The 18932-nt window shown below is 72.5% G+C and carries 15 protein-coding genes and 1 pseudogene; 4 read left to right on the top strand and 12 right to left on the bottom strand.

Features of this window, described 5'->3' with window-relative positions:
• A complete protein-coding gene (locus ACFC0Z_RS04015) occupies positions 1-972 on the bottom strand; it encodes a carbohydrate ABC transporter permease (protein ID WP_376432464.1) in 972 nt (323 codons plus the stop codon).
• A gap of 107 nt (positions 973-1079) precedes the next feature.
• Positions 1080-2501, bottom strand: coding sequence for an extracellular solute-binding protein (locus ACFC0Z_RS04010; protein WP_376432461.1), 1422 nt, complete (start codon positions 2499-2501; stop codon positions 1080-1082).
• Between the two features lie 313 nt (positions 2502-2814).
• On the opposite strand from ACFC0Z_RS04010, the gene ACFC0Z_RS04005 reads away from it, so the two are divergent.
• A complete protein-coding gene (locus ACFC0Z_RS04005; RefSeq protein ID WP_376432459.1) occupies positions 2815-3594 on the top strand; it encodes a class I SAM-dependent methyltransferase in 780 nt (259 codons plus the stop codon).
• Here ACFC0Z_RS04005 and ACFC0Z_RS04000 read toward each other — a convergent pair.
• Entirely contained in the window at positions 3575-5512 is a 1938-nt protein-coding gene (locus ACFC0Z_RS04000) for an NAD-binding lipoprotein (protein ID WP_376432458.1), read from the bottom strand. The genes ACFC0Z_RS04005 and ACFC0Z_RS04000 overlap by 20 nt on opposite strands.
• A gap of 213 nt (positions 5513-5725) precedes the next feature.
• Positions 5726-6493 carry an NPP1 family protein gene (locus ACFC0Z_RS03995; protein WP_376432457.1) on the bottom strand — a complete coding sequence of 256 codons (768 nt, stop codon included), beginning with the start codon at positions 6491-6493 and terminating at the stop codon, positions 5726-5728.
• Between the two features lie 275 nt (positions 6494-6768).
• Between ACFC0Z_RS03995 and ACFC0Z_RS03990 the strand changes: the two genes are divergently transcribed.
• Positions 6769-8289, top strand: coding sequence for a chitinase (locus tag ACFC0Z_RS03990; protein ID WP_376432455.1), 1521 nt, complete (start codon positions 6769-6771; stop codon positions 8287-8289).
• 91 nt (positions 8290-8380) lie between these two features.
• On the opposite strand, the gene ACFC0Z_RS03985 is transcribed toward ACFC0Z_RS03990, so the two are convergent.
• The 7 genes and pseudogenes from ACFC0Z_RS03985 to ACFC0Z_RS03955 form a co-directional block, all read right to left on the bottom strand.
• Positions 8381-8806, bottom strand: a complete 426-nt coding sequence (locus ACFC0Z_RS03985) for a DUF6924 domain-containing protein (protein ID WP_376432453.1) — start codon at positions 8804-8806, stop codon at positions 8381-8383.
• 420 nt (positions 8807-9226) lie between these two features.
• Positions 9227-9769 carry a cysteine hydrolase family protein gene (locus tag ACFC0Z_RS03980; protein WP_376432451.1) on the bottom strand — a complete coding sequence of 181 codons (543 nt, stop codon included), beginning with the start codon at positions 9767-9769 and terminating at the stop codon, positions 9227-9229.
• Between the two features lie 26 nt (positions 9770-9795).
• A pseudogene (locus tag ACFC0Z_RS03975) lies at positions 9796-10225 on the bottom strand (SRPBCC family protein).
• A 100-nt stretch (positions 10226-10325) separates the two neighbouring features.
• Positions 10326-11510 (bottom strand): alcohol dehydrogenase catalytic domain-containing protein, encoded by a 1185-nt coding sequence (locus ACFC0Z_RS03970; protein ID WP_376432449.1) that lies wholly within the window; start codon positions 11508-11510, stop codon positions 10326-10328.
• 92 nt (positions 11511-11602) lie between these two features.
• Positions 11603-13678, bottom strand: a complete 2076-nt coding sequence (locus ACFC0Z_RS03965; protein ID WP_376432447.1) for an MMPL family transporter — start codon at positions 13676-13678, stop codon at positions 11603-11605.
• Between the two features lie 146 nt (positions 13679-13824).
• Positions 13825-14706, bottom strand: a complete 882-nt coding sequence (locus ACFC0Z_RS03960; RefSeq protein ID WP_376432445.1) for a carbon-nitrogen hydrolase family protein — start codon at positions 14704-14706, stop codon at positions 13825-13827.
• A gap of 7 nt (positions 14707-14713) precedes the next feature.
• The gene (locus tag ACFC0Z_RS03955) at positions 14714-16240 is read right to left on the bottom strand and encodes an APC family permease (protein ID WP_376432443.1); all 1527 of its coding nucleotides are present in this window, start codon (positions 16238-16240) and stop codon (positions 14714-14716) included.
• A gap of 133 nt (positions 16241-16373) precedes the next feature.
• Between ACFC0Z_RS03955 and ACFC0Z_RS03950 the strand changes: the two genes are divergently transcribed.
• Positions 16374-16970 carry a TetR/AcrR family transcriptional regulator gene (locus tag ACFC0Z_RS03950; RefSeq protein WP_376432441.1) on the top strand — a complete coding sequence of 199 codons (597 nt, stop codon included), beginning with the start codon at positions 16374-16376 and terminating at the stop codon, positions 16968-16970.
• A gap of 64 nt (positions 16971-17034) precedes the next feature.
• On the opposite strand, the gene ACFC0Z_RS03945 is transcribed toward ACFC0Z_RS03950, so the two are convergent.
• Positions 17035-17907, bottom strand: coding sequence for a peptidoglycan-binding protein (locus ACFC0Z_RS03945; RefSeq protein ID WP_376432439.1), 873 nt, complete (start codon positions 17905-17907; stop codon positions 17035-17037).
• A 205-nt stretch (positions 17908-18112) separates the two neighbouring features.
• On the opposite strand from ACFC0Z_RS03945, the gene ACFC0Z_RS03940 reads away from it, so the two are divergent.
• A complete protein-coding gene (locus ACFC0Z_RS03940; protein ID WP_376432437.1) occupies positions 18113-18922 on the top strand; it encodes a BTAD domain-containing putative transcriptional regulator in 810 nt (269 codons plus the stop codon).
• Positions 18923-18932 lie beyond the last annotated feature (10 nt).

Below are 18932 nucleotides of genomic sequence, written 5' to 3'. Positions count from 1 at the left end.
CTACTCTTCCTCGGCGCGGCTGAGCTTGACGTACGCGGCCGAGAACCCGGCGAGCAGTACGAGCAGGAGCAGGCCGAGGGCCGCCGCGGCGCCGTAGTTGTTGAAGTTGAAGGCGTACTGGTAGATGAGGTAGACGACCGTGGTCGTGGACCCCTCCGGGCCGGCGCCGCCGGTGAGCAGGAACGGTTCGACGAAGACCTGCATGGTCGCGATGACCTGCATGAGCAGCATCAGCGAGAGGACCAGGCGCGTCTGGGGGATCGTCACGTGCCAGATCTTGCGGAGCAGTCCGGCTCCGTCGAGCTCGGCGGCCTCGTACAGCTCGCCGGGGATGCCCTGGAGCGCGGCGAGGTAGATGAGGGTGGCGCCGCCCATGTTCATCCAGGTCGAGGCGACGACGAGGGAGAACATCGCGAGGTCGGCGTCCTGGAGCCACTGCTGCCCGGGGATGCCGAGGAAGCCGAGCAGTTCGTTGAGCAGGCCGTAGCCGGGGTCGTACAGGTACTGGAAGAGCAGGACGGCGGCGACCGGCGGCAGCATCACCGGCAGGTAGACGAGGAGCCGCAGGTATCCCTTGCCGTGCCGGAACTCGTTGATCGTGATCGCCAGGAGGAAGGGGACCAGGAAGCCGAGCACCAGGGCGAGCGCCGTGTACCAGAGGGTGTTGCCCCAGGCCTGCCAGAAGGCGGGGTCGTCGACGACGGTGCGGAAGTTGTCGAGGCCGACCCAGACGGAGTGGCCGCGCTCGGTCTTCTGGAAGGCCAGGAGGAACTCCCGGACCATCGGGTACCAGGAGAACAGGGCGAAGCAGACGACGGCGCCGATGAGGAAGCCGTGGGCCGTCAGGTTGCGCCGCAGGCTCCTGGCGAAGGCGCCGCCGGGGGCCGGGGGCCGCTCGGGGTGGCGCGGGGGGCGCCGCTCGGGGTGGCGGGGGCGCTCCGCCTTGCTCGGGGTCAGGCTCGGGGCCGACATGCGTGCTCCTTGGTACGGGACTGCCTGCCGTGTCCGCCGGCAGCCGGGAGGCCGGAGGCCGGGCGGGGCGGGGGTCCGCCGGGGGACCGTCGCCCCGCCCGGTGCCGTCACTGGTTGGCCAGGACCTGGTTGACCTGCGTCTCCGCGGTCGACAGGAGCTTGTCGACGTCGGCGTCCTTGTTGGTGAGGATGCCGGACATCACGTTGTCGAGGACCTTGTAGATCTCCTGGGCCTTCGGGGGCTCGGCCTTGCCGGGGACCGGGTTGTCCATGAAGGTCTTGAAGTTGGCGACCGGCATGGTGGCGTGCTGGACGCGGGCGGCGTCGTCCTCGGTCTTGGAGCCGTTCAGCCAGAAGTTGGGCTGCGGGATGCCGACCGGGAGCTTGTCGGCCTTGGTGCGGGCCCAGTCGAACTGGCCCTTGCCCACGGTGAGGTTCTTGTAGTTCAGCCAGGCGACGGCGGCCTTGATCTTGTCGGGCGAGATGCCCTTCTTGATCATGTAGTTGTTGCCGCCCGCGAGCGTGTTCTTGCCGCCGGGGATCGGGCCCATGCCGAAGTTCTCGTACTTCGCGCCGAGCTGCTGGACCATGTACGCGATGTCGTCGGGGGCGGCGAGGAACATGCCGAGCTTGTCGGTGGCTATCTGCTTCTGCAGGTCGCCCCACTTCAGCAGCTGGGTCTTGCCCATGCTGTCGTCCTCCCAGCGCATCGCCCGGAGGTTCTTCGCGACCTGCTTGCCCAGGTCGTTGTTGAACGCGGCCTTGGTGCCGCTCGCGTCGACGATGTCGCCGCCGAGGCTGTAGAGCTGGGCGGTGAAGTGCCAGCCGCCGGTGTTGCCGGCCGAGTACTCGCCGAAGCCGGAGACTCCCCCGCCGAGCGCGGCGATCTTCTTCGCGGCGGCGCGGACCTCGTCCCAGGTGCGCGGCGGGGCGTCGGGGTTCAGCCCGGCGTCCTTGAAGAGCTTGCGGTTGACGAGCAGGCCCATCGTGTAGTTGCTGGTGGGCAGGCCGTACAGCTTGCCGTCCTGCTTGAGGGAGCCGAGGACGTTGGGGTCGATGTCCTTGAGGGCGGGGACCGTCTTGTCGTTGACGTAGGCCGAGATGTCCTCGGCGCCGTCCTCGGAGAGCACCTGCGGCAGGTCGGTGAAGTACGTGTAGAACACGTCCGGCTGCGACTTCGCCTTCAGCATCGCGGTGAACCGCGGCGGTTCCAGGCACTGGCCGGGCGTCGAACGGCCCTCGATCGTGACGTTGGGGTACGTCTTGTTGAAGGCGGCGACGTCCTCCTTCCACTCCTTCAGCTCGGCCGCCTTCGCCGTCGGCGGCATGCAGTCGATCGTCAGCGTCACCTTCGTCTTCGGGTCCAGTGGAGCGGAGGCGTCGGCCGGGCCGGTCTGCTGCGGCGAGGCGCCGTCACCGTCGGTGTCGCTGCTGCTCGTTCCGCAGGCGGCGAGTGCGGTGAGCGTCATGGCGGAGACGAGGGTGACCGCGCTGGCGCGGCGGGTACGGCGGAGCCTGGCACTTCTCATGGAGTCCCCTTCGGGCAAGAACGTGGAGGGCGCCCCGCCGGAGGTCGTCGACCTGCCGTGTGGGGCGCGGCACACTCAACCACCGTCGACAAGTGAACGCAAGATATCGCGCTGATTTCGTAATTGCTCGACAATCGAGCCTCACGCAGGCCACTGGGGACCAGCGACTCACCCTCCCTCTGCGTCGCCCGCGCTGTCTGCGCGGCCATGACAGTGCAAAATTTGCGTGATCTCTTCCGATCTTTCCAACACTCCGTTACCTTGCGGTGTCGGGGAAGTCGCTTCCGTGCTGCGCGGACGCGATGATCAGGGCATGACGCGCTCTTTCGAAGAACTCATCACGGAAGCCTCCGAGGCGTCGGTCGACGGCTGGGACTTCTCCTGGCTGGACGGCCGGGCGACGGAGGCGAGGCCCTCATGGGGATACCAGCGGCTGCTCGGAGAACGGCTCCTCGGGGTGTCCGCGGCCCTGGACATCCAGACAGGTGGCGGGGAGGTGCTCGCCGGGGTCCCGGCGCTGCCGCCGACGATCGTCGCGACGGAGTCGTGGCCGCCGAACGTCGCGCGGGCGACGCGGCTGCTCCATCCGCGCGGGGCGGTCGTGGTCGCGGACCCCGACGAACCGCCGCTGCCCTTCGGTGACGATGCCTTCGACCTCGTCACCAGCCGGCACCCGGTGACCGTGTGGTGGGAGGAGATCGCGCGCGTGCTGCGGCCGGGAGGGAGCTATCTGGCCCAGCACGTCGGACCGGCGAGCGTCTGGGAGCTGGTCGAGTACTTCCTGGGGCCGCAGCCGGAGGCGGCCCGGGCCAGGCGCGCGGAGGACGAGGCGGCGGGGGCCGAGGCCGCCGGCCTCGACGTGGTGGACGTGCGCTCCGAGCGGCTGCGGATGGAGTTCCACGACATCGGGGCCGTCGTGTGGTTCCTGCGGAAGGTGGTCTGGATCGTGCCGGGGTTCTCGGTCGAGGCGGAGCTGCCGCGGTTGCGGGAGCTGGACGCGCGGATCCGGGCGGAGGGGCCGTTCGTGGCCCACTCCGCGCGGACCCTGATCGAGGCGAGGAAGCCGGGCGCGGTCAGCCGTCCGGAGCGATGACCACGATCTGGTCGGCGGGGTGCCAGTGCCGCACGTGGGACTTGGGCGGGTTGAGGCGTACGCCGTGGAGGTGGGAGCGGTAGCCGATGGCGCAGGCCCGCCGGCGGGCGGCGGCCTCGGCGACGGTGGCGAAGGAGGCGGGGCGGCCCGTGGCGACGTAGTGGGCGGCGGGGTGCAGCTGGACGGAGTTGCCGTCGGCGGCGAAGAGCTCCTCGAAGACGGCGGCCAGGTGCGGGTTCTGCGAGATCTGGGTCATCAGGAGGCCGATGACCCGGCCGGTGACGACGTAGTCGGTCGCGGCCGAGCGGGGCGCGAGGGGGAGGTTCCGGTCGTCGGTCAGCTCGGCGACCACGCGGGTGGGGCCGGAGTGCGCCTGGCGGCCCAGCGCTTCGCGGAGGTGGAGGAGGGTGAGGAGGGTGTGGTCGTCCGGTTCGGCGTGGCCTCGGGTGTGGTCGGGGCCGAGGACGAGGACGGCGTCGTAGCCGGTGAGGTCCCGCGCGGCCGTCGTCTCCGGCACGGTGGGGTCGCCGGGGTCGTGGTGGAACGACAGGTGGTGGCCCAGGGCCCGGGCCGTGGAGCGGATGTCCGCGAGCGTCGAGGCCGTGGGCGGGGCGACGACGTCGAGCGTGGTGCCGGGGGCTGTGCTCCGCGCCAGTTGGTCGGCGACGCGGGGCGCGCGGCGGTTCCAGCCCAGGAGGAGGTGGCGCTCGGGGCGGGCGGGCGCCGGGGGCGGCGGCGGGGCGAGGGCCGTCGGGTCGTAGGGCACCGGAGGGTCGGCGGGGTGGGTCGAGCGGGCGTCCTCGGCGACGACGAGGAGGCGGTCGCCAGGGGCCAGTCGGGTGTCGGCGGGCGGGTTGAGGAGGACGGTGCCGTCGGGACGTACCAGACCCGCCGCGCAGGACTCCGGGCAGCGGGCGGCGGCCTTCCTGAACGTCATGCCCTCGGGACCCGGTGCGGACAGGGTGTGGAACTCGTGGCCCGCGAAGTCCAGGAGTTCCTGGTGGACCTGGGAGAGGCCGGGCCTCCGTGCGTACTGGACGAGCAGGCGCGCGGTGATGTCGTCGGTGTGCAGGACGGTGGCCCGGGGGCCGCCGGCGAGACGCGCGGCGGTGAGGTGGCGGTCGCCGCGTACGGCGGCGATGACGCGCACCGGGTGGTCCTGACCGGCGGCGGCCGTCAGGGCGAGCAGGGTCTTCACGGTCTCGGTGTCGTCGCGGGGGCGGTCGCGGGGCAGGACGAGGACGGACTCGGCGGTCGCCGGGCTGACGCGGGCGAGCGCGGCGGGGTCGGCGGGGCGGCCGGTACGGCAGATGACCCGGGTGCGGCCGATGGCGCCGAGGGCGGCGCGGAGTTCCTCCTCCATCACCGTCTTGGCGCGGTCGGCGAGGAGTGTGACGACGGTCTGGCCCCGGCGGGCGGCGCCGGCTTGGGCCGTGAGCAGTTCGCCGACCACGGTGGGGATCTGCTCGGACCAGCCGAGGACGACGGTGTGTCCGCGTTCCAGGACGGTGGAGTGGCCGCGGTTGAGGGCGATGAGTTTGTCGGTGATGCCGGTGGTGATGAGGCTGACGAGGGTGGAGACGTAGAGGAGGGCGATCAGGGCGAGGAGGACGGAGAGGGCGACGCGCAGCGGCGGGCCGACCTCGCCGCCGAGGCGCAAGGTCTGCCCGGTGCTCCGCCAGACCGCCGCGACACGGGAGCGCAGCGAGGCCGGCGCGTGGTCGTCGGTCCAGACGAGGAGGGCGGAGACGGGGACGACGAGCAGCAGACAGGCGAGGGCGAGCCAGGCGACAAGGGCGGGCGTGCCGCGGGTCAGCACGGTGTCGAACCAGTAGCGGAGGCGCGCCTCGGTGGTGGGGCCGGTCCGGTACGGGGGCCGGCGGCGCGGCCGGAAGGGTGTGGCGCGGCCGGCGGCCAAGGGGCCTCTCTCGGTGTCCCGTTGCCTCCTCCGTCGCCCTTGCCCGAGCCCGGGTCGTAGCCCTTGTCGCTGCCCCTGCCCTTGCCCCTGCCGTTGTGTCGGAACGACCCGGTTGCCTTCTTTTCGCACGTCGGCAGCGTGGCGCCCCGCCGTGACCGGCGGGGCGCCATCGGGGCATGTTCATCCCTTCGTGATCAGTGAGCGAATCCGGGTTCAGGCGTACGGGTCGAAGGGGATACCGGACGGTTTGGCCTTGGCGAGGTGGGCGGCGAAGTTGGCGTCCTTGAGGCCGAAGACGGCGCTGCCGAAGTCGGCCTGGCTCAGCTTGTCGCGCAGGCCGGCGGGGTAGCCGTTCCAGCCGACCAGGGTCGGGTACTGCCAGGCCTGCCGGTGGTTCTCCGGGGGCTCGTCGTTGCTGTTGGCGGGCCGGAAGCAGTGGGTTCCGATGCCGTCCTTGTGGTAGACGACCTTGGGGTGGGTGCCGTCCCAGCGCAGGGCGCCGCGCCCGTTGGTGACGAAGTTGCCGTGGGCCGAGGTGGACACGTACTGCGCCTCGTTGTCCTTGACCCAGACGACGACGTGTTCCCAGTCGTGGCGGTGGCCGCCGAGGCTGCTGCCGGGCAGGGCCTGGTCCTTCTCGAAGTAGAGGCCGTAGAGGATCGCGCACCAGCCGTTGTTGCACTTGGCGCGTGCGTAGCCGTTGGTGTTGGCGAGGTCCCCGGAGTCGCGGCACTGGCCGTTGAGGGCGCCGGTGGGGTTGAGGCCGCCGTTGAGCGTTCCGTCGGGTCCGATCGCGGGGGTGGGGTAGCAGCCGTCGGTGTCGTAGTCGAAGGCCGGCTGGAAGGTCTGTTCGAGGCCGTCGGCGCTGGCGGGGAGGGCGGTGGGCGGGGCGGCGAGGGCGCTGGTCGGGAGGGCGATGACCAGGGCGAGGGCGCCGGTGAGGGCGAGGGCGCCCCTGGTGACGTACGCCGGTGTCTTCACTACGTCCCCTTGGGGTCGGAGGCACGGTGCGGGCAGCTCATCTTGACATGCACAACTCACATATGTGGCTCACTGAACCAATCGGGGGGCCTGGACGCATCGCGGCAGCACGCGCCCACGGTCACTGGATGCACCACACAAGGAATCGCGTAATTGGTCTAGTCCAACTTTGGCCCAGACCATTGACGTGCCCCTGCCGACAGGGCAACTTCCTACGTCGACACCCGTGCCCGGCAGGCCTGTTGGCGCACTCCCCCACCGTCATTGGATGACCCATGAGACGCGTACGTTCGCTCCGCTCGGCCCTCACCGCGGCCGTGACCGCGGTGGCCGCCCTGGGCCTCGCCGCGGTCGCCGCCGCCCCCTCCCAGGCCGCGACCCCGCTCCCCGAGCACGTCTTCGCCCCCTACTTCGAGGCCTGGACCGGCGAGAGCCCGGCCGCCCTCAGCGCCCAGTCCGGGGCCAAGCACCTCACCATGGCCTTCCTCCAGACGGCCACCAAGGGGTCGTGCACCGCGTACTGGAACGGCGACTCCGGCATGCCGGTGGCCCCGGCCACGTTCGGCGCCGACATCGCGACCATCCAGTCCCGCGGCGGCGACGTCATCCCCTCCTTCGGCGGGTACACGGCGGACACCACCGGCACCGAGATCGCCGACAGCTGCACCGACGTCAACCAGATCGCCGCCGTCTACCAGAAGGTCATCACGACCTACGACGTGACGCGGCTCGACATGGACATCGAGGTCGACTCGCTCGACAACACCGCCGGCATCGACCGGCGGAACAAGGCCATCAAGGTCCTCCAGGACTGGGCCGCGGCCAACGGGCGCAAGATCCAGATCTCGTACACCCTGCCGACGACCACCCACGGACTCGCCGCCAGCGGCCTCGCCGTGCTCAAGAACGCCGTGACCAACGGCGCGAAGGTCGACGTCGTCAACCTCATGACCTTCGACTACTACGACAACGCGGCCCACGACATGGCCGCCGACACCAAGACGGCCGCCCAGGGCCTGTACGACCAGCTCGCCAAGCTGTACCCCACCAAGACCCCGGCCCAGCTCTGGGCCATGGTCGGCGTCACCGAGATGATCGGCGTCGACGACTTCGGCCCCGCCGAGACCTTCACCCTGGCCAACGCCCGCACGGTGTACGACTGGGCGGTCTCCAAGGGCATCAACACCCTCTCGTTCTGGGCGCTCCAGCGTGACAACGGCGGCTGCCCCGGCGGCGCCGCCGCCGACAACTGCTCCGGCATCCAGCAGAACACCTGGGACTTCTCCCACATCTTCAGCCCCTTCACCAGCGGCACCACCGCCCCCACCGACGACTTCTCGGTGACGACGACCCCCGCCTCCGCGACGGTCGCCGCGGGCGCCTCCACCACCGCCACCGTGAAGACCGCCGTGACCGCGGGCGCGGCCCAGACGGTCGCCCTCTCGGTCAGCGGCCTCCCCGCCGGCGTCACCGCCTCCCTCAGCCCCGCCTCGGTCACCGCGGGCGGCTCCTCGACGCTGACCCTCACCACCACGACGGCCGCCGTCTCCGGCACGTACCAGGTCGTCGTCAACGGCTCGGGCCCGTCCGCCGCCCACGCGGCCGTCCTCTCCCTGACCGTCACCGGCGGCGCCACCCAGTGCACGGCGGCCCCCTGGGTGAGCACCTCGATCTACACCGGCGGCCAGCAGGTCTCCCACAAGGGCCACACCTGGAAGGCCAAGTGGTGGACCACCGGCGAGGAGCCCGGCACCACCGGCCAGTGGGGCGTCTGGCAGGACCTCGGCGCCTGCTGATCCCCTCCGCTTCTCCCCTACCGGGGGCGAGTCCGACGGTTCCCCGTCGGGCCCGCCCCCGGCGGGCGTGCGGAAGCGTCGCGACGGAGGGTCAGCGGCCCTCGGCGAACCCGCGGAAGGTGCCCGACCCGTCAACGGCCTCGGCGTAGTCAGCGAAGGTCAGCTGGGCGACGCTGAGGTGAGCCGCGACGTCGGGGAACCACCGGGCCGGGACCCTGAACGTCCGTCCGGGCTTGTACGAGAGGTCCACGGCCAGCAGCGGACGCTCCGGGTCGCTCATCGTGGTGGTGTCGGCCAGGAACACGTCGCCGATCCTGTCGTCCGCGTCCGCGGCGGCCTCCTCCGCCAGTACGGCGGGAACCTCCGCGCCCGCGAAACGCCGGTCGCTGACGTACGTGGCACGGGGGTACTCACCTGCCGCGTCGACCGCGGCGCGGAGCGAGTCCCACGCTCCCTCGTCGTCGAAGTCGGTACGCAGGATCAGCGAGGTCATCAGGTCCGGCCGAGGCAGAGGCATGCCGCGATCGTCCCACCTCGCACGGCCCCGCGAAGGTCACTTGCCCGGATCGGCACATGAAGTGGGCCGAGGGTGGTGAGACGCGGGGTGTGAGGATGCGCGACGCCGTCGTCGTCGTGACCGGCGCTTCCAGCGGGACCGGCCGGGCCACCGCCCTCGCGTGCGCCGGACACGGGGCGCGGGTCGTCGCGGCCGCGCCGGAGCGCGTCGCCCGGGCCGCCGTAAGGGCGGCGGTGCGGCCCCGGGAACGCGTCCTCGTGGGACCCGTACGCGCGACTGCTTGTCACGGCGCACGCCCTCGCCCGGACCGCGCTGCGGTGCCACCGTCTCCGCCGGATGAGCCCGATGAGCCCGATGGACCGCGCCCTCCGCGGGCGGTGAGTCCCGTGGACGCGACCGTCGCCCCGGCCGGTGGGGCGTTCAGCCGCCGAAGGCGACGTCCGCCGCCTCGCAGACGTCCGCGCCCATGTTGCGGCTCATCATGCGCAGGGCCGCGCGGGCCAGTGCGCCGTCGATGTGGGCGACCGCGTCCTCGGGCACGACGACCTCGAAGTGCCGGATGTGGGCGTCCAGGGCCGAGTAGAGGACGCACTGCTCGGTCACCTGCCCGCACAGGACCAGCCGCTCCGCGCCGAGCCGGCCGAGCAGGTAGGCCAGCGGGGTCTCGTAGAAGACCGAGTGCCGTGCCTTGACCACGAACAGGTCGTCCTCTGCCGGTGTGACCGGTTCGACCAGGTCGGGGTGGCGGCCCGCGAGGGCCACGTCGAGGATCTCGCCGTGGTGGGAGCGCCAGCGCCCGAAGTTGTCGTTCACGTAGACGACGGGCGACTCCCCGGCACGTGCCCGGGCGAGGAGGGCCGTGACGCCGGGGAGCCTCTCGCGCACGGAGGCCACCAGGGCCTCGGCGTCCTCGTGCTCGTACGTGTTGAGCATGTCGATCACGATCAGCGCCGTTCGGGGCACGGGAACCGACTCCCTCCGTCTCGTCCTCACTCCTCCGCCACGTTCGCCAGCCGCCGCAGCATGTCGCGGTGCCGCAGCTGGATCAGCGCGTCGAGCGCGACGTTGTGGAGCGCGCCGACGACGCCTTGCAGGGGGTGCTCGTCGACGATGACCAGGGCCTCCCGGCCCCAGGGACGTACTTCGACCGCCACGCGGACCGTCCCGAGGGGACCGCTGTCGACTTCCAGTTCCAGTTCCCGGGGGGCATTCCACCCGGCGTACGACGGTGGTGCCCGAGGCCGTCCACGGGCCGAGCCCGACGTCGTACGCGAGGGCTGAGCCCAGCTCGGGCCAGCTGCCCTCGGCGGGGCGCGACGCGCTGGTGCCGACCACCCAGTCCGCGTAGCGGTCGGGGTCGGCGAGCACCGCCCACACGTCGGCGGGCGCCGCGTGGACCAGTCGGATCCGTACGGCCATGGTTCCTCCCCACGTCGGAGGGGCTGCCGACGGCCGGTCCGGCCGCCCGCGCGAGGCGTCTGCCCAGGCGGCCGGGTGTCCATTCCCCGGTCGCGTCGGCTCAGGGCGTGAAGAGGATCTTCACTGCGCCGTCCCGCTTCTCCTGGAACATCGCGTACGCCTCCGGGGCCTCCGCGAGCGGCAGGTGGTGGGTGGCGAAGTCGTCGACGCCCAGGGGGTCGCCGTCGAGGAGCAGCGGGAGGAGGTCGTCCACCCATCGCCGGACGTTGGCCTGGCCCATGCGCAGGGTGAGCTGCTTGTCGAACATGGTCAGCATCGGCAGCGGGTCGGCGGCGCCGCCGTACACCCCGGAGACCGAGACGGTGCCGCCGCGGCGGACCAGGTCGACGGCGGTGTGGAGCGCGGCCATCCGGTCCACGCCCGCGCGCTTCGACAGCGCCGCGGCCACCGAGTCGGGGAGGAAGGTGGTCAGCTCCTGAGCGGCGGCGGCGACGCGGCTGCCGTGGGCCTCCATGCCGACCGCGTCGATGACGGCGTCCGGGCCGCGTCCCCCGGTGAGCTCCCGGACCGCGTCCGTCAGCCCGTCTCCGTGCTCCTTCAGATCCAGGGCGTGGACGCCGCGCCGCCGGGCCCGCTCCAGCCGTTCCGGTACGAGGTCGACGCCGATGACGGTGCCGGCGCCGCGGTGGGCGGCGATGCGGCAGCTCATGTCGCCGATGGGGCCGAGGCCGAGCACGGCGATGCTGCCGCCGCTCGGGACTGCGGCGTACTCGACCGCCTGCCAGGCCGTGGGCAGGACGTCGGAGAGGTAGACGAAGCGGTCGTCGGACGGGCCTTCGGGGACCCGGATGGGCAACCTGTCGCCGAAGGGGACCCGGAGGTACTGGGCCTGACCGCCCGGCACCTGGCCGTAGAGCTTCGTGTAGCCGAAGAGGGAGGCTCCCGTTCCGTGCTCGTGGACCTGGGTCGTCTCGCACTGGGAGTGCAGCCCTTGGGTGCACATGAAGCAGGAACCGCAGGAGACGTTGAAGGGAACCACGACCCGGTCCCCGGCCTTCAGCGCGGTGACATCCGGACCCACCTCCTCGACGATGCCCATCGGTTCGTGCCCGAGGATGTCGCCGGGGTCGAGGAAGGCGCCCAGGACCTCGTAGAGGTGCAGGTCGGAACCGCAGAGGCCGGTGGTCGTGATCCGTACGATCACGTCGTCGCGGTCGCGGAGGACGGGGTCGGGCACCGAGTCGTACCGGACGTCCCGCTTGCCGTGCCAGGTGACTGCTTTCATGACGCCTCCTCGCGGACGGGGGTCGGGTGACCCTCGGAAGGGCGTGTGCCCCGATCGCGCCGGATGAGACGGCCGCCCGGCCCCGCCGCCGCTCAGGGACGGTGACGGAGGGCTCCCGGCCACCAGACGGCGGCGCCGATGTCCCGTACGAGGGCCGGGACCAGGAACGATCTGACCACCAGGGTGTCGAGCAGCACCCCGAAGGCCACGATGAAGGCGATCTGGACGAGGAAGGCCAGCGGGATCACGCCGAGGGCCGCGAAGGTGGCGGCGAGGACGACGCCGGCCGAGGTGATGACCCCGCCCGTGGCGATCAGGCCGCGACGCAGGCCCTCGCGGGTGCCGTGTCGTTCCGTCTCCTCGCGCACCCGTGACATGAGGAAGATGTTGTAGTCGACGCCGAGGGCCACGAGGAAGACGAAGCCGTAGAGGGGCACGGCCGAGTCGGTGCCGGTGAAGCCCAGGACGTGTTCGAAGACGAGGGCGGAGACGCCGAGCGTGGCGAGGAAGTTGAGCGCGACGGTGGCCACCAGGAGCACGGGGAGCAGGAGCGAGCGCAGCAGGCCGGCCAGGACGGCCAGGATGACGGCGAGTACGACGAGGACGATGAGGCTCCTGTCCCGTTCGGCCGTGACCTGGGTGTCGTACCTCTGGGCGGTCGGTCCGCCGACGAGGGCGTCGGCCCCGGGGACCGCGTGGAGGGCGGCGCGCAGGGCGACGACCGTGCCCTCCGCGGCGGCCGAGTCGGCGGCGTCGGCGAGGGTCACGTCGATCCGTACGCGCCCGTCGGCGACGAGCGGCCGGGACGTGCCCGGAGCGGTGACGAGTACCGCGGAGTCGACGCCGTCGACGCCGGCCGAGGTGGTCCGCACCCGTTCCGCCGCGTCCGCGTCCGCGATGACGACGGCGGGGTTCCCCGCGCCGCCCGGGAAGTGCGCGCCGAGACGTTCCTGCGCGGCGACGGAAGGGGCGTCCTTGACGAAGATCTCGTCGAAGGGGACACCCTTGGAGTCCAGCGTGAAGGAGAAGGCGGCGCAGGCGAGCAGGGCCGCGAGGGATCCGGCCCAGACCTTGCGGGGCGCCCGGTCGACGATCCCGGCGACCCTGCGCCACACGGGGTGGGCCGCCTCGCCGTCGGCGGCGGGCCGGGGACGGGACGGCCAGTACGCGGCACGGCCGAGCAGCACCAGGGCGGCGGGCAGGAAGGTCACGGAGCTCAGGACGGCGCAGACGATGCCGATGGCGCCGACCGGGCCGAGGGCCCGGTTGTTGGTGAGGTCGCTGAACAGCAGGGCGAGCAGGCCGAGCGCGACGGTGGCGGCGCTGGCCACGATCGGCCCGAAGGACTGCCGGAGCGCGGCCCGCATGGCCGGCACCTTGTCCCCGTCGTGTCCGCCGAGCTCCTCGCGGTAGCGGGCGGCGAGGAGCAGGGCGTAGTCGGTGGCCGCGCCGATGACGAGGATGGACAGGATGCCCTGGACCTGGCCGTCGACGCGGACGACGTCCCGGTCGGCGAGCGCGTAGACGAGGGCGCAGGCCAGGCCGAGGGCGAGGACCGCGCCGGCGATGATGAGCAGTGGCAGCAGGACGCTCCGGTAGACCAGGAGCAGGATCACGAGGACCGTCGTCAGGGCGACGGCGAGCAGGATGCCGTCGATGCCCGCGAAGGCGTCCTTGAGGTCGGCCTGGGTCGCGGCGGGCCCCGCGAGCCACACCTCGGTGCCCGGTACGGCGGAGGCGGCGGCCTCCACCTCCCCCAGGACGACGGTCAGTTCGTCCCCGAGGTCGGGGCTGAGCAGCACGATCCCCCGCAGGGCCTCGCCGTCCTCCGAGCGGAAGGCCGGGGAGGGCCGGCCCACCACGCCGTCGGTGCCGGTGAGGGAGGCGAGGGCCCGGGTCGCGGCGGTCTGGGCGGACGGGCCGAGGGCCCCGCCGCCGCCCGCCGTCCACACGACCAGAGCGGGGAGGCTCTTCTCCTGGCGGAACGCTTCCTGGGCCCGCAGCACCCTGGTCGACTCGGCGTCGCGCGGCAGGAAGGCGGCCTGGTCGTTGGTGGCGACCTCGCCGAGCTTCCCGGCGTACGGGCCGAGCCCGCCACCGATGCCGAGCCAGACGACGAGCACCAGCAGCGGCAGCAGTCTGCGCGCCCAGCGCGCGGGTGCGGACATGAGAACCCTCCCCGGGGACGTACGGCGGCACCGGTCCGGCCGCCGCCCTCTCTTCCGCGTGTCGGTACGAGGCGGATGCGGGCGGGCGTCGCGTATCCGTCCCCGGCCCTGATCCGTCCCCGGCTCTGATCCGTCGCCGGCCCGGATCAGCTCCCGTCGGACTCCTCGTGCCAGTCGGGCGTGCGGAACGTGCCGCCGTACATGGGCAGCTCGATGCCCGCTCCGTGGCGGGCCAGCTGGCTCCAGGGGCGGTTGATGCCTGCGGAGCCGTACCGGCGTACCCGCGTGACGGCGTCGAGGTCGAGCACGTCGACGAGGACCTCCTCGCCGCCTCCCGCCTGCTGGCGGACGGTGCCCTCGGGGTCGACGATCAGGCTGGCGCCGACGCCGGCCGGGTCGGAGGCGTTGACGTTGACGACGTACACCTGGTTCGTCCAGGCGTTGGCGCGGGCGCAGACCTGTTCCATCTCGCGGTCGCGTGTGGTGGTCAGGGTGGGCTGGATGACGACCTCGGCGCCGAGCCAGGCGAGCTGGCGGACGGTCTCGGGGAAGGAGCCGTCGTAGCAGATGGCCAGGCCGACGCGGCCGATGCCGGGGATCTCGAAGACGGTGAAGCGGTTCCCGGGCGCGGCCTGCTCGTACGGCTGCCAGGGGAAGACCTTCCGGTAGGTGGCGGCGATCGCCCCCTCGGGCGAGATCGCGAGCGCGGTGTTGTGGATCGTGCCGTCCGGCGTGCGCTCGAACACCGTGCCGGGGACGAGCCACAGCCCGGTCTCCCTGGCCAGTTCGCCGAGGCGGTCGGTGAGCGGTCCGGGGACGGGGACCGCGGCCTTCTCCATCCAGTTCTCGGGGTGTTCGGCGAGCAGCGGGCCCTCGGCGGCGAGGAACAGTTCGGGGACGACGACGAGCTGGACGTGCGGGAAGACCTCGTGGACGGTACGGATCTGGTGGGCGAACCGGTCCCAGGAGGCGTCGAGGTCGTACGGGACGGGGGCGGTCTGGACGGCGGCGATGGCCAGGGTGCGCATGGGTGGATCAGCTTTCGTTGCGGGTGGAGCCGGTGGGGGCCGGCGGGGCGACGGAGTCCTTGCCCTCGCGGAAGAAGCGGGGGAAGGAGCGGCGGACGAGGAGGACGACGAGGACCCCGAGGGCCACGGCGCCGACGGCGAGGAGGAAGACGCCGCCGATGCCGTGGAAGGAGGTGCTTCCGTAGTCGGGGGCGATGGTGTCGTACGCGCTGCGGGCCAGCGCGGCGAGCATCATGAGCCCGCCGAGCGCGGGCAGCACGCCCTTGAAGAGCAGGTCGCGGGCGGAGTCGCGCAGGCGGTGACGGAAGTGCCAGACGCAGGCGAAGGCGGTGGCGCCGTAGTAGCAGGCGATCAGCAGGCCGACGCAGAGGATCGCGTCGCCGAGGAAGCGCGGCGAGGCGGCCTTGAGGACGACCAGCGTCACGGCGGTGGCCGCGCCGAAGAAGACGGTGCCGGCGGTGGGTGTCCGGTGGCGGGGGTGGACGCGCCCGAACAGGGCGGGCATGGCTCCGTGGGTGGTCATCGACAGCCAGCCGCGTCCGCTGCCGACGAGACAGGTGAGCATCGCGGACAGGGCGCTGACGCAGACGGCGAGCTGGACGACGGTCGCCAGGGCGTTCCCGAGGAGCGGCGGGGCGAGGGCGGCGAGGAAGTCCGTGGCGTTGTCGGGGTTGCCGAGGCCGATGCCGCTGGTGCCGGTCCCTGCGTAGGCGACGGCGGCGAACGCGGTGAAGAGGTAGGTGACGAGGAGGACGGAGGTGGAGATCAGGACGGCGCGGCCGGGGACGCGGTCGGCGTCCTCGCTCTCCTCGTTCACGGTGATCAGCGCGTCCCAGCCCCAGTAGATGAAGAGGCACAGGAGCACGGACTCGGCGAAGGGCCCGGCGCCGTCGAAGGCGAAGGGGTCGAGCCAGGACAACGAGGGGGTCGCGGCGCCGGGGCGGGTGAAGGCGGCGAAGCCGAGCCCGAACAGGGCGACGAGCTGGAGTCCGAGCAGCGCGTACTGGATGCCGGTGGCGAGCTGGAGCCCCCGGCGGGCCAGGGCGGTCGCTCCGGCGAGCAGGAGCAGACCGGTGGCGGTCACGGCGACGTCGCTGTCGGCCAGGCTGTCGAGGCCGAGGACGGAGAGCAGGTACGCCGCGCTGACCTGGGCCAGCGCGGTCATGGCGAAGAGGGTGGCCACGGTGGGCACCCAGCTGCCGACGAGCCAGCCGGCCCAGGGGCCGAAGGCGCGGGTGTTCCACACGAAGGTGGTGCCGCAGTCCGGCATGTCCCGGTTGAGCTCGCGGAACGCGAAGGCGGTGAGCAGGATCGGCACGAAGCCGATCAGCAGCGCGGCGGGCGCGAGGTCCCCGACGGTCATCGTCACCAGGCCGAGCGTGACGGCGATGGAGTACGCCGGCGCGGTGGAGGACAGCCCGAGGGCGACCACCCCGAGCAGGCCGACGCTGCCGCGGCGGAGGCCTTTGTCCGCGGGGCCGGAGGTTCCGACGGGTCTCGGTCCGGCGGGGGTGTCCTGCGATGCGAGCGTCACAGCGGGGGCTCCTGACGTGAGACGCGGTTTGTTAAACCGAGATTTAAGAACCGGTCATCTGTCTCGTCAAGGCCTGGGATCATGTTGTTAAATGCGAGAACGAAATGTGGCTCGGAAGGCAAAGGGGCGATCCATGGCGTCGGGCAAGCGGGGCAAGGCGGACCGCAGGGCGGAGCTGAGCGCCGCCGTACAGCGGGCACTCCTCGTCCGCGGCCTGGACGGGCTGCGCCTGCGCGACGTCGCCGACGAGGCCGGGGTGACACCGGCGGCCGTGCTCTACTACGGCGATCTCGACGCCCTCGTGTACGAGACGTACCAGCGGGCGATCGAGCGCTACAGCCAGGAGCGCGAGCGCGCCGCCGAACAGTTCACCGATGCCCGGGACCAGCTGCGCGCCTGCATCGACCGCGGCCCGGCCACCGGCCCCGAGGACGCGCTGACCCGCCTGCTCTACGAGTACTGGCCGCGCTGCCTGCGCGACGCCAAGGCGGCGGCCCTCGACAGCGCGCTGACGGAGCGGCAGATCTCCGTTTACCACGCCGTCCTCGTCCTGGGGCAGGCCCAGGGCCACTTCACCCTGGCCGACCCGCCCCGGCTCCTCGCCGCGAACTTCGTCGCCATGGAGGACGGCTACCAGATGGAGATCCTCTCCGGCCGCCGCACCCGCGCCGAGGTGATCACCGCCCTGCGCTCGTACGCCCGCGCGGTGACCGGCCACGACCTCGGCTGACGCGCGCCGACACGGCCTGGGCCGACGCTCGCCGAGAGGCAGCGGCCCCGCAGGGCGGCGCCCCTCAGGGCCTCAGGGTGAACCCGTGCGTCCGGCCCAGGCGGCGCAACGTGCCCTCCCCGGGCACGCCGTCGGCGTCCGGGCCGGTGAAGCCGCAGCGGCGTTGCCACGCGGCGTAGGCCGCCTTCGTCCTCGTGCCGAAGGAGCCGTCGGCCCAGGGGGCGGCGAGGAGGCCCTCGGCGACCAGGGCCCGTTCCACGGGGAGGACGTCCGCGCGGTGCGCCGCCGATCCCTGGGGGCCCGTCGGGTCGAGGCGGGCCGCGGCGACCACCCGGGAGAGTCTGACGACGACGTCCGCGTCGGCGAGGACGCCGCCCGCCGCGAGCAGGGCGGTGCGTGAGATGGCGCCCGGGTCCCAGTGGTCGTTGCCGGGGACGTTCGCGTGGCCGTAGTGACCGCCGGACGACAGCCATACGGCCGATGATCTGGGGGCCGGCGCACCCGGCGAGGCGGCCAGGCCACCGGCCGGCCACCGGTCGGGGACGCCCCAGGAGCGGACCGCGGCCAGGAGGGCGGCGAAGCGCGGGCCCGGCTTCCAGTACTCCGTGAACGGCTTCTCCGCACGGGCCAGGACCTCGACCTGCACGCACACCCGGCCCGTCCGGTTGGTGCGCGTGGATCCGTCGTTGCGCAGCGCGCGGGCACTGCGGTCCAGCGGCCCGAACTGCCCCAGGCGGTCGGTCGTGGGGTCGTACAGGAGGTGCGGCTCGGCACCGGTCCTCATGAGGTACGCGCCGACCGACGCGAAGGCCGTGTCACCGGCGCCGCTCTCGGTGGTGTGCCAGACGACCCGGGGCGGCGCGTCCGGGGTGTCCATCGGTCCGCCGATGATTCCGTCGCCGAGCCGCTCCGCCCCCGGGATCCACCTGATGGTCATGACCGTCCTCCCCCTCGTGTCGGTACGGGCCAGAGGCTGGCGCGAACGCCGTGCGGACCACGTGCGGACCACGTGCGGGGAACGTGACGTTCACGTGCGCCCCCGCACGCGTCTTGCGTTGATCCGACGTTTATGGACTTCTGGAACACTCCGGGCCCAACACTTCGGAAACCGGCGCAGCGTCGCGCCGGAGGGGGGAGTTCGCATGACGGTGGACGAGGGGTGGGACCTGCACGTCCTGGGTGGTCTTGACGTGCGGTACGCGGGACGGTCGCTGCCCGTGGGAGGCGCGCGGCAGCGCGCGGTCCTGGCCACGCTTCTCATGTCCCAAGGAAGAACGGTGCCGTTGGCCATGCTGGTGGACGCGGTCTGGGAGGGCCGCGAACCGGCCAGCGCGGTCAACACGCTCCAGACGTACGTGTCACGGCTGCGCGCGGTCTTCGCCGCGCCGGTTCAGACCGCGGCCCCGGCCGTTCAGACCGCCGCCCCGGCCGTGGCTCCGGCGGCCGGGCCCCGGATCCGGGGAGTCCCGGGCGGCTACCGCCTGGAGGTGCAGCCCGATCAGGTCGACGCGCGGAGATTCGAGCGCCTCCTCGCGGCCGGCGGGCACGAACTCGCCGCGGGGCGGGCGCAGTCGGCGCACGAACAGCTGACCACGGGGCTCGCGCTGTGGCAGGGCCCGGCGTACGGCGACCTGAACACGCTCGCCGCCGTCCAGGCGGAGGCGTGCCGCCTGGAGGACCTGCGGGTGCGGGCCGTCGAGCTGCTCGCGGAGGCGAACCTGACGCTCGGCAGGCCCGAGGCGGCGATCGCCGGGCTCCAGGGGCTCGCCCTGGCGTACCCGTTGCGCGAGGGGGTCCTGGCCAGGCTCATGAGCGTGCTGCACCAGGCGGGGCGGCGGGCCGACGCGCTGGCCACGTACCGGGACGCCCGGCAGCGCATGGTCCACGAGCTCGGCGTCGAGCCGGGGGCCGAGCTCAGCGGCGTGCACCAGCGCATCCTCCTCGGCAGCTAGGCCCAGCCCT

The organism is Streptomyces sp. NPDC056144, assembly GCF_042264145.1.
Taxonomy (GTDB): domain Bacteria; phylum Actinomycetota; class Actinomycetes; order Streptomycetales; family Streptomycetaceae; genus Streptomyces.
The sequence above is the reverse complement of the archived record's forward strand: the minus strand, read 5'-3'. Positions and strand labels throughout refer to the sequence as shown.

What these genes read in the sequence shown, in the direction of transcription:
- ACFC0Z_RS04015 (WP_376432464.1), bottom strand. Translation starts at nt 972, where the DNA reads ATGTCGGCCCCGAGCCTGACCCCGAGCAAGGCGGAGCGCCCCCGCCAC.
- ACFC0Z_RS04010 (WP_376432461.1), bottom strand. Translation starts at nt 2,501, where the DNA reads ATGAGAAGTGCCAGGCTCCGCCGTACCCGCCGCGCCAGCGCGGTCACC.
- ACFC0Z_RS04005 (WP_376432459.1), top strand. Translation starts at nt 2,815, where the DNA reads ATGACGCGCTCTTTCGAAGAACTCATCACGGAAGCCTCCGAGGCGTCG.
- ACFC0Z_RS03990 (WP_376432455.1), top strand. Translation starts at nt 6,769, where the DNA reads ATGAGACGCGTACGTTCGCTCCGCTCGGCCCTCACCGCGGCCGTGACC.
- ACFC0Z_RS03985 (WP_376432453.1), bottom strand. Translation starts at nt 8,806, where the DNA reads ATGCCTCTGCCTCGGCCGGACCTGATGACCTCGCTGATCCTGCGTACC.
- ACFC0Z_RS03970 (WP_376432449.1), bottom strand. Translation starts at nt 11,510, where the DNA reads ATGAAAGCAGTCACCTGGCACGGCAAGCGGGACGTCCGGTACGACTCG.
- ACFC0Z_RS03965 (WP_376432447.1), bottom strand. Translation starts at nt 13,678, where the DNA reads ATGTCCGCACCCGCGCGCTGGGCGCGCAGACTGCTGCCGCTGCTGGTG.
- ACFC0Z_RS03960 (WP_376432445.1), bottom strand. Translation starts at nt 14,706, where the DNA reads ATGCGCACCCTGGCCATCGCCGCCGTCCAGACCGCCCCCGTCCCGTAC.
- ACFC0Z_RS03950 (WP_376432441.1), top strand. Translation starts at nt 16,374, where the DNA reads ATGGCGTCGGGCAAGCGGGGCAAGGCGGACCGCAGGGCGGAGCTGAGC.
- ACFC0Z_RS03945 (WP_376432439.1), bottom strand. Translation starts at nt 17,907, where the DNA reads ATGACCATCAGGTGGATCCCGGGGGCGGAGCGGCTCGGCGACGGAATC.
- ACFC0Z_RS03940 (WP_376432437.1), top strand. Translation starts at nt 18,113, where the DNA reads ATGACGGTGGACGAGGGGTGGGACCTGCACGTCCTGGGTGGTCTTGAC.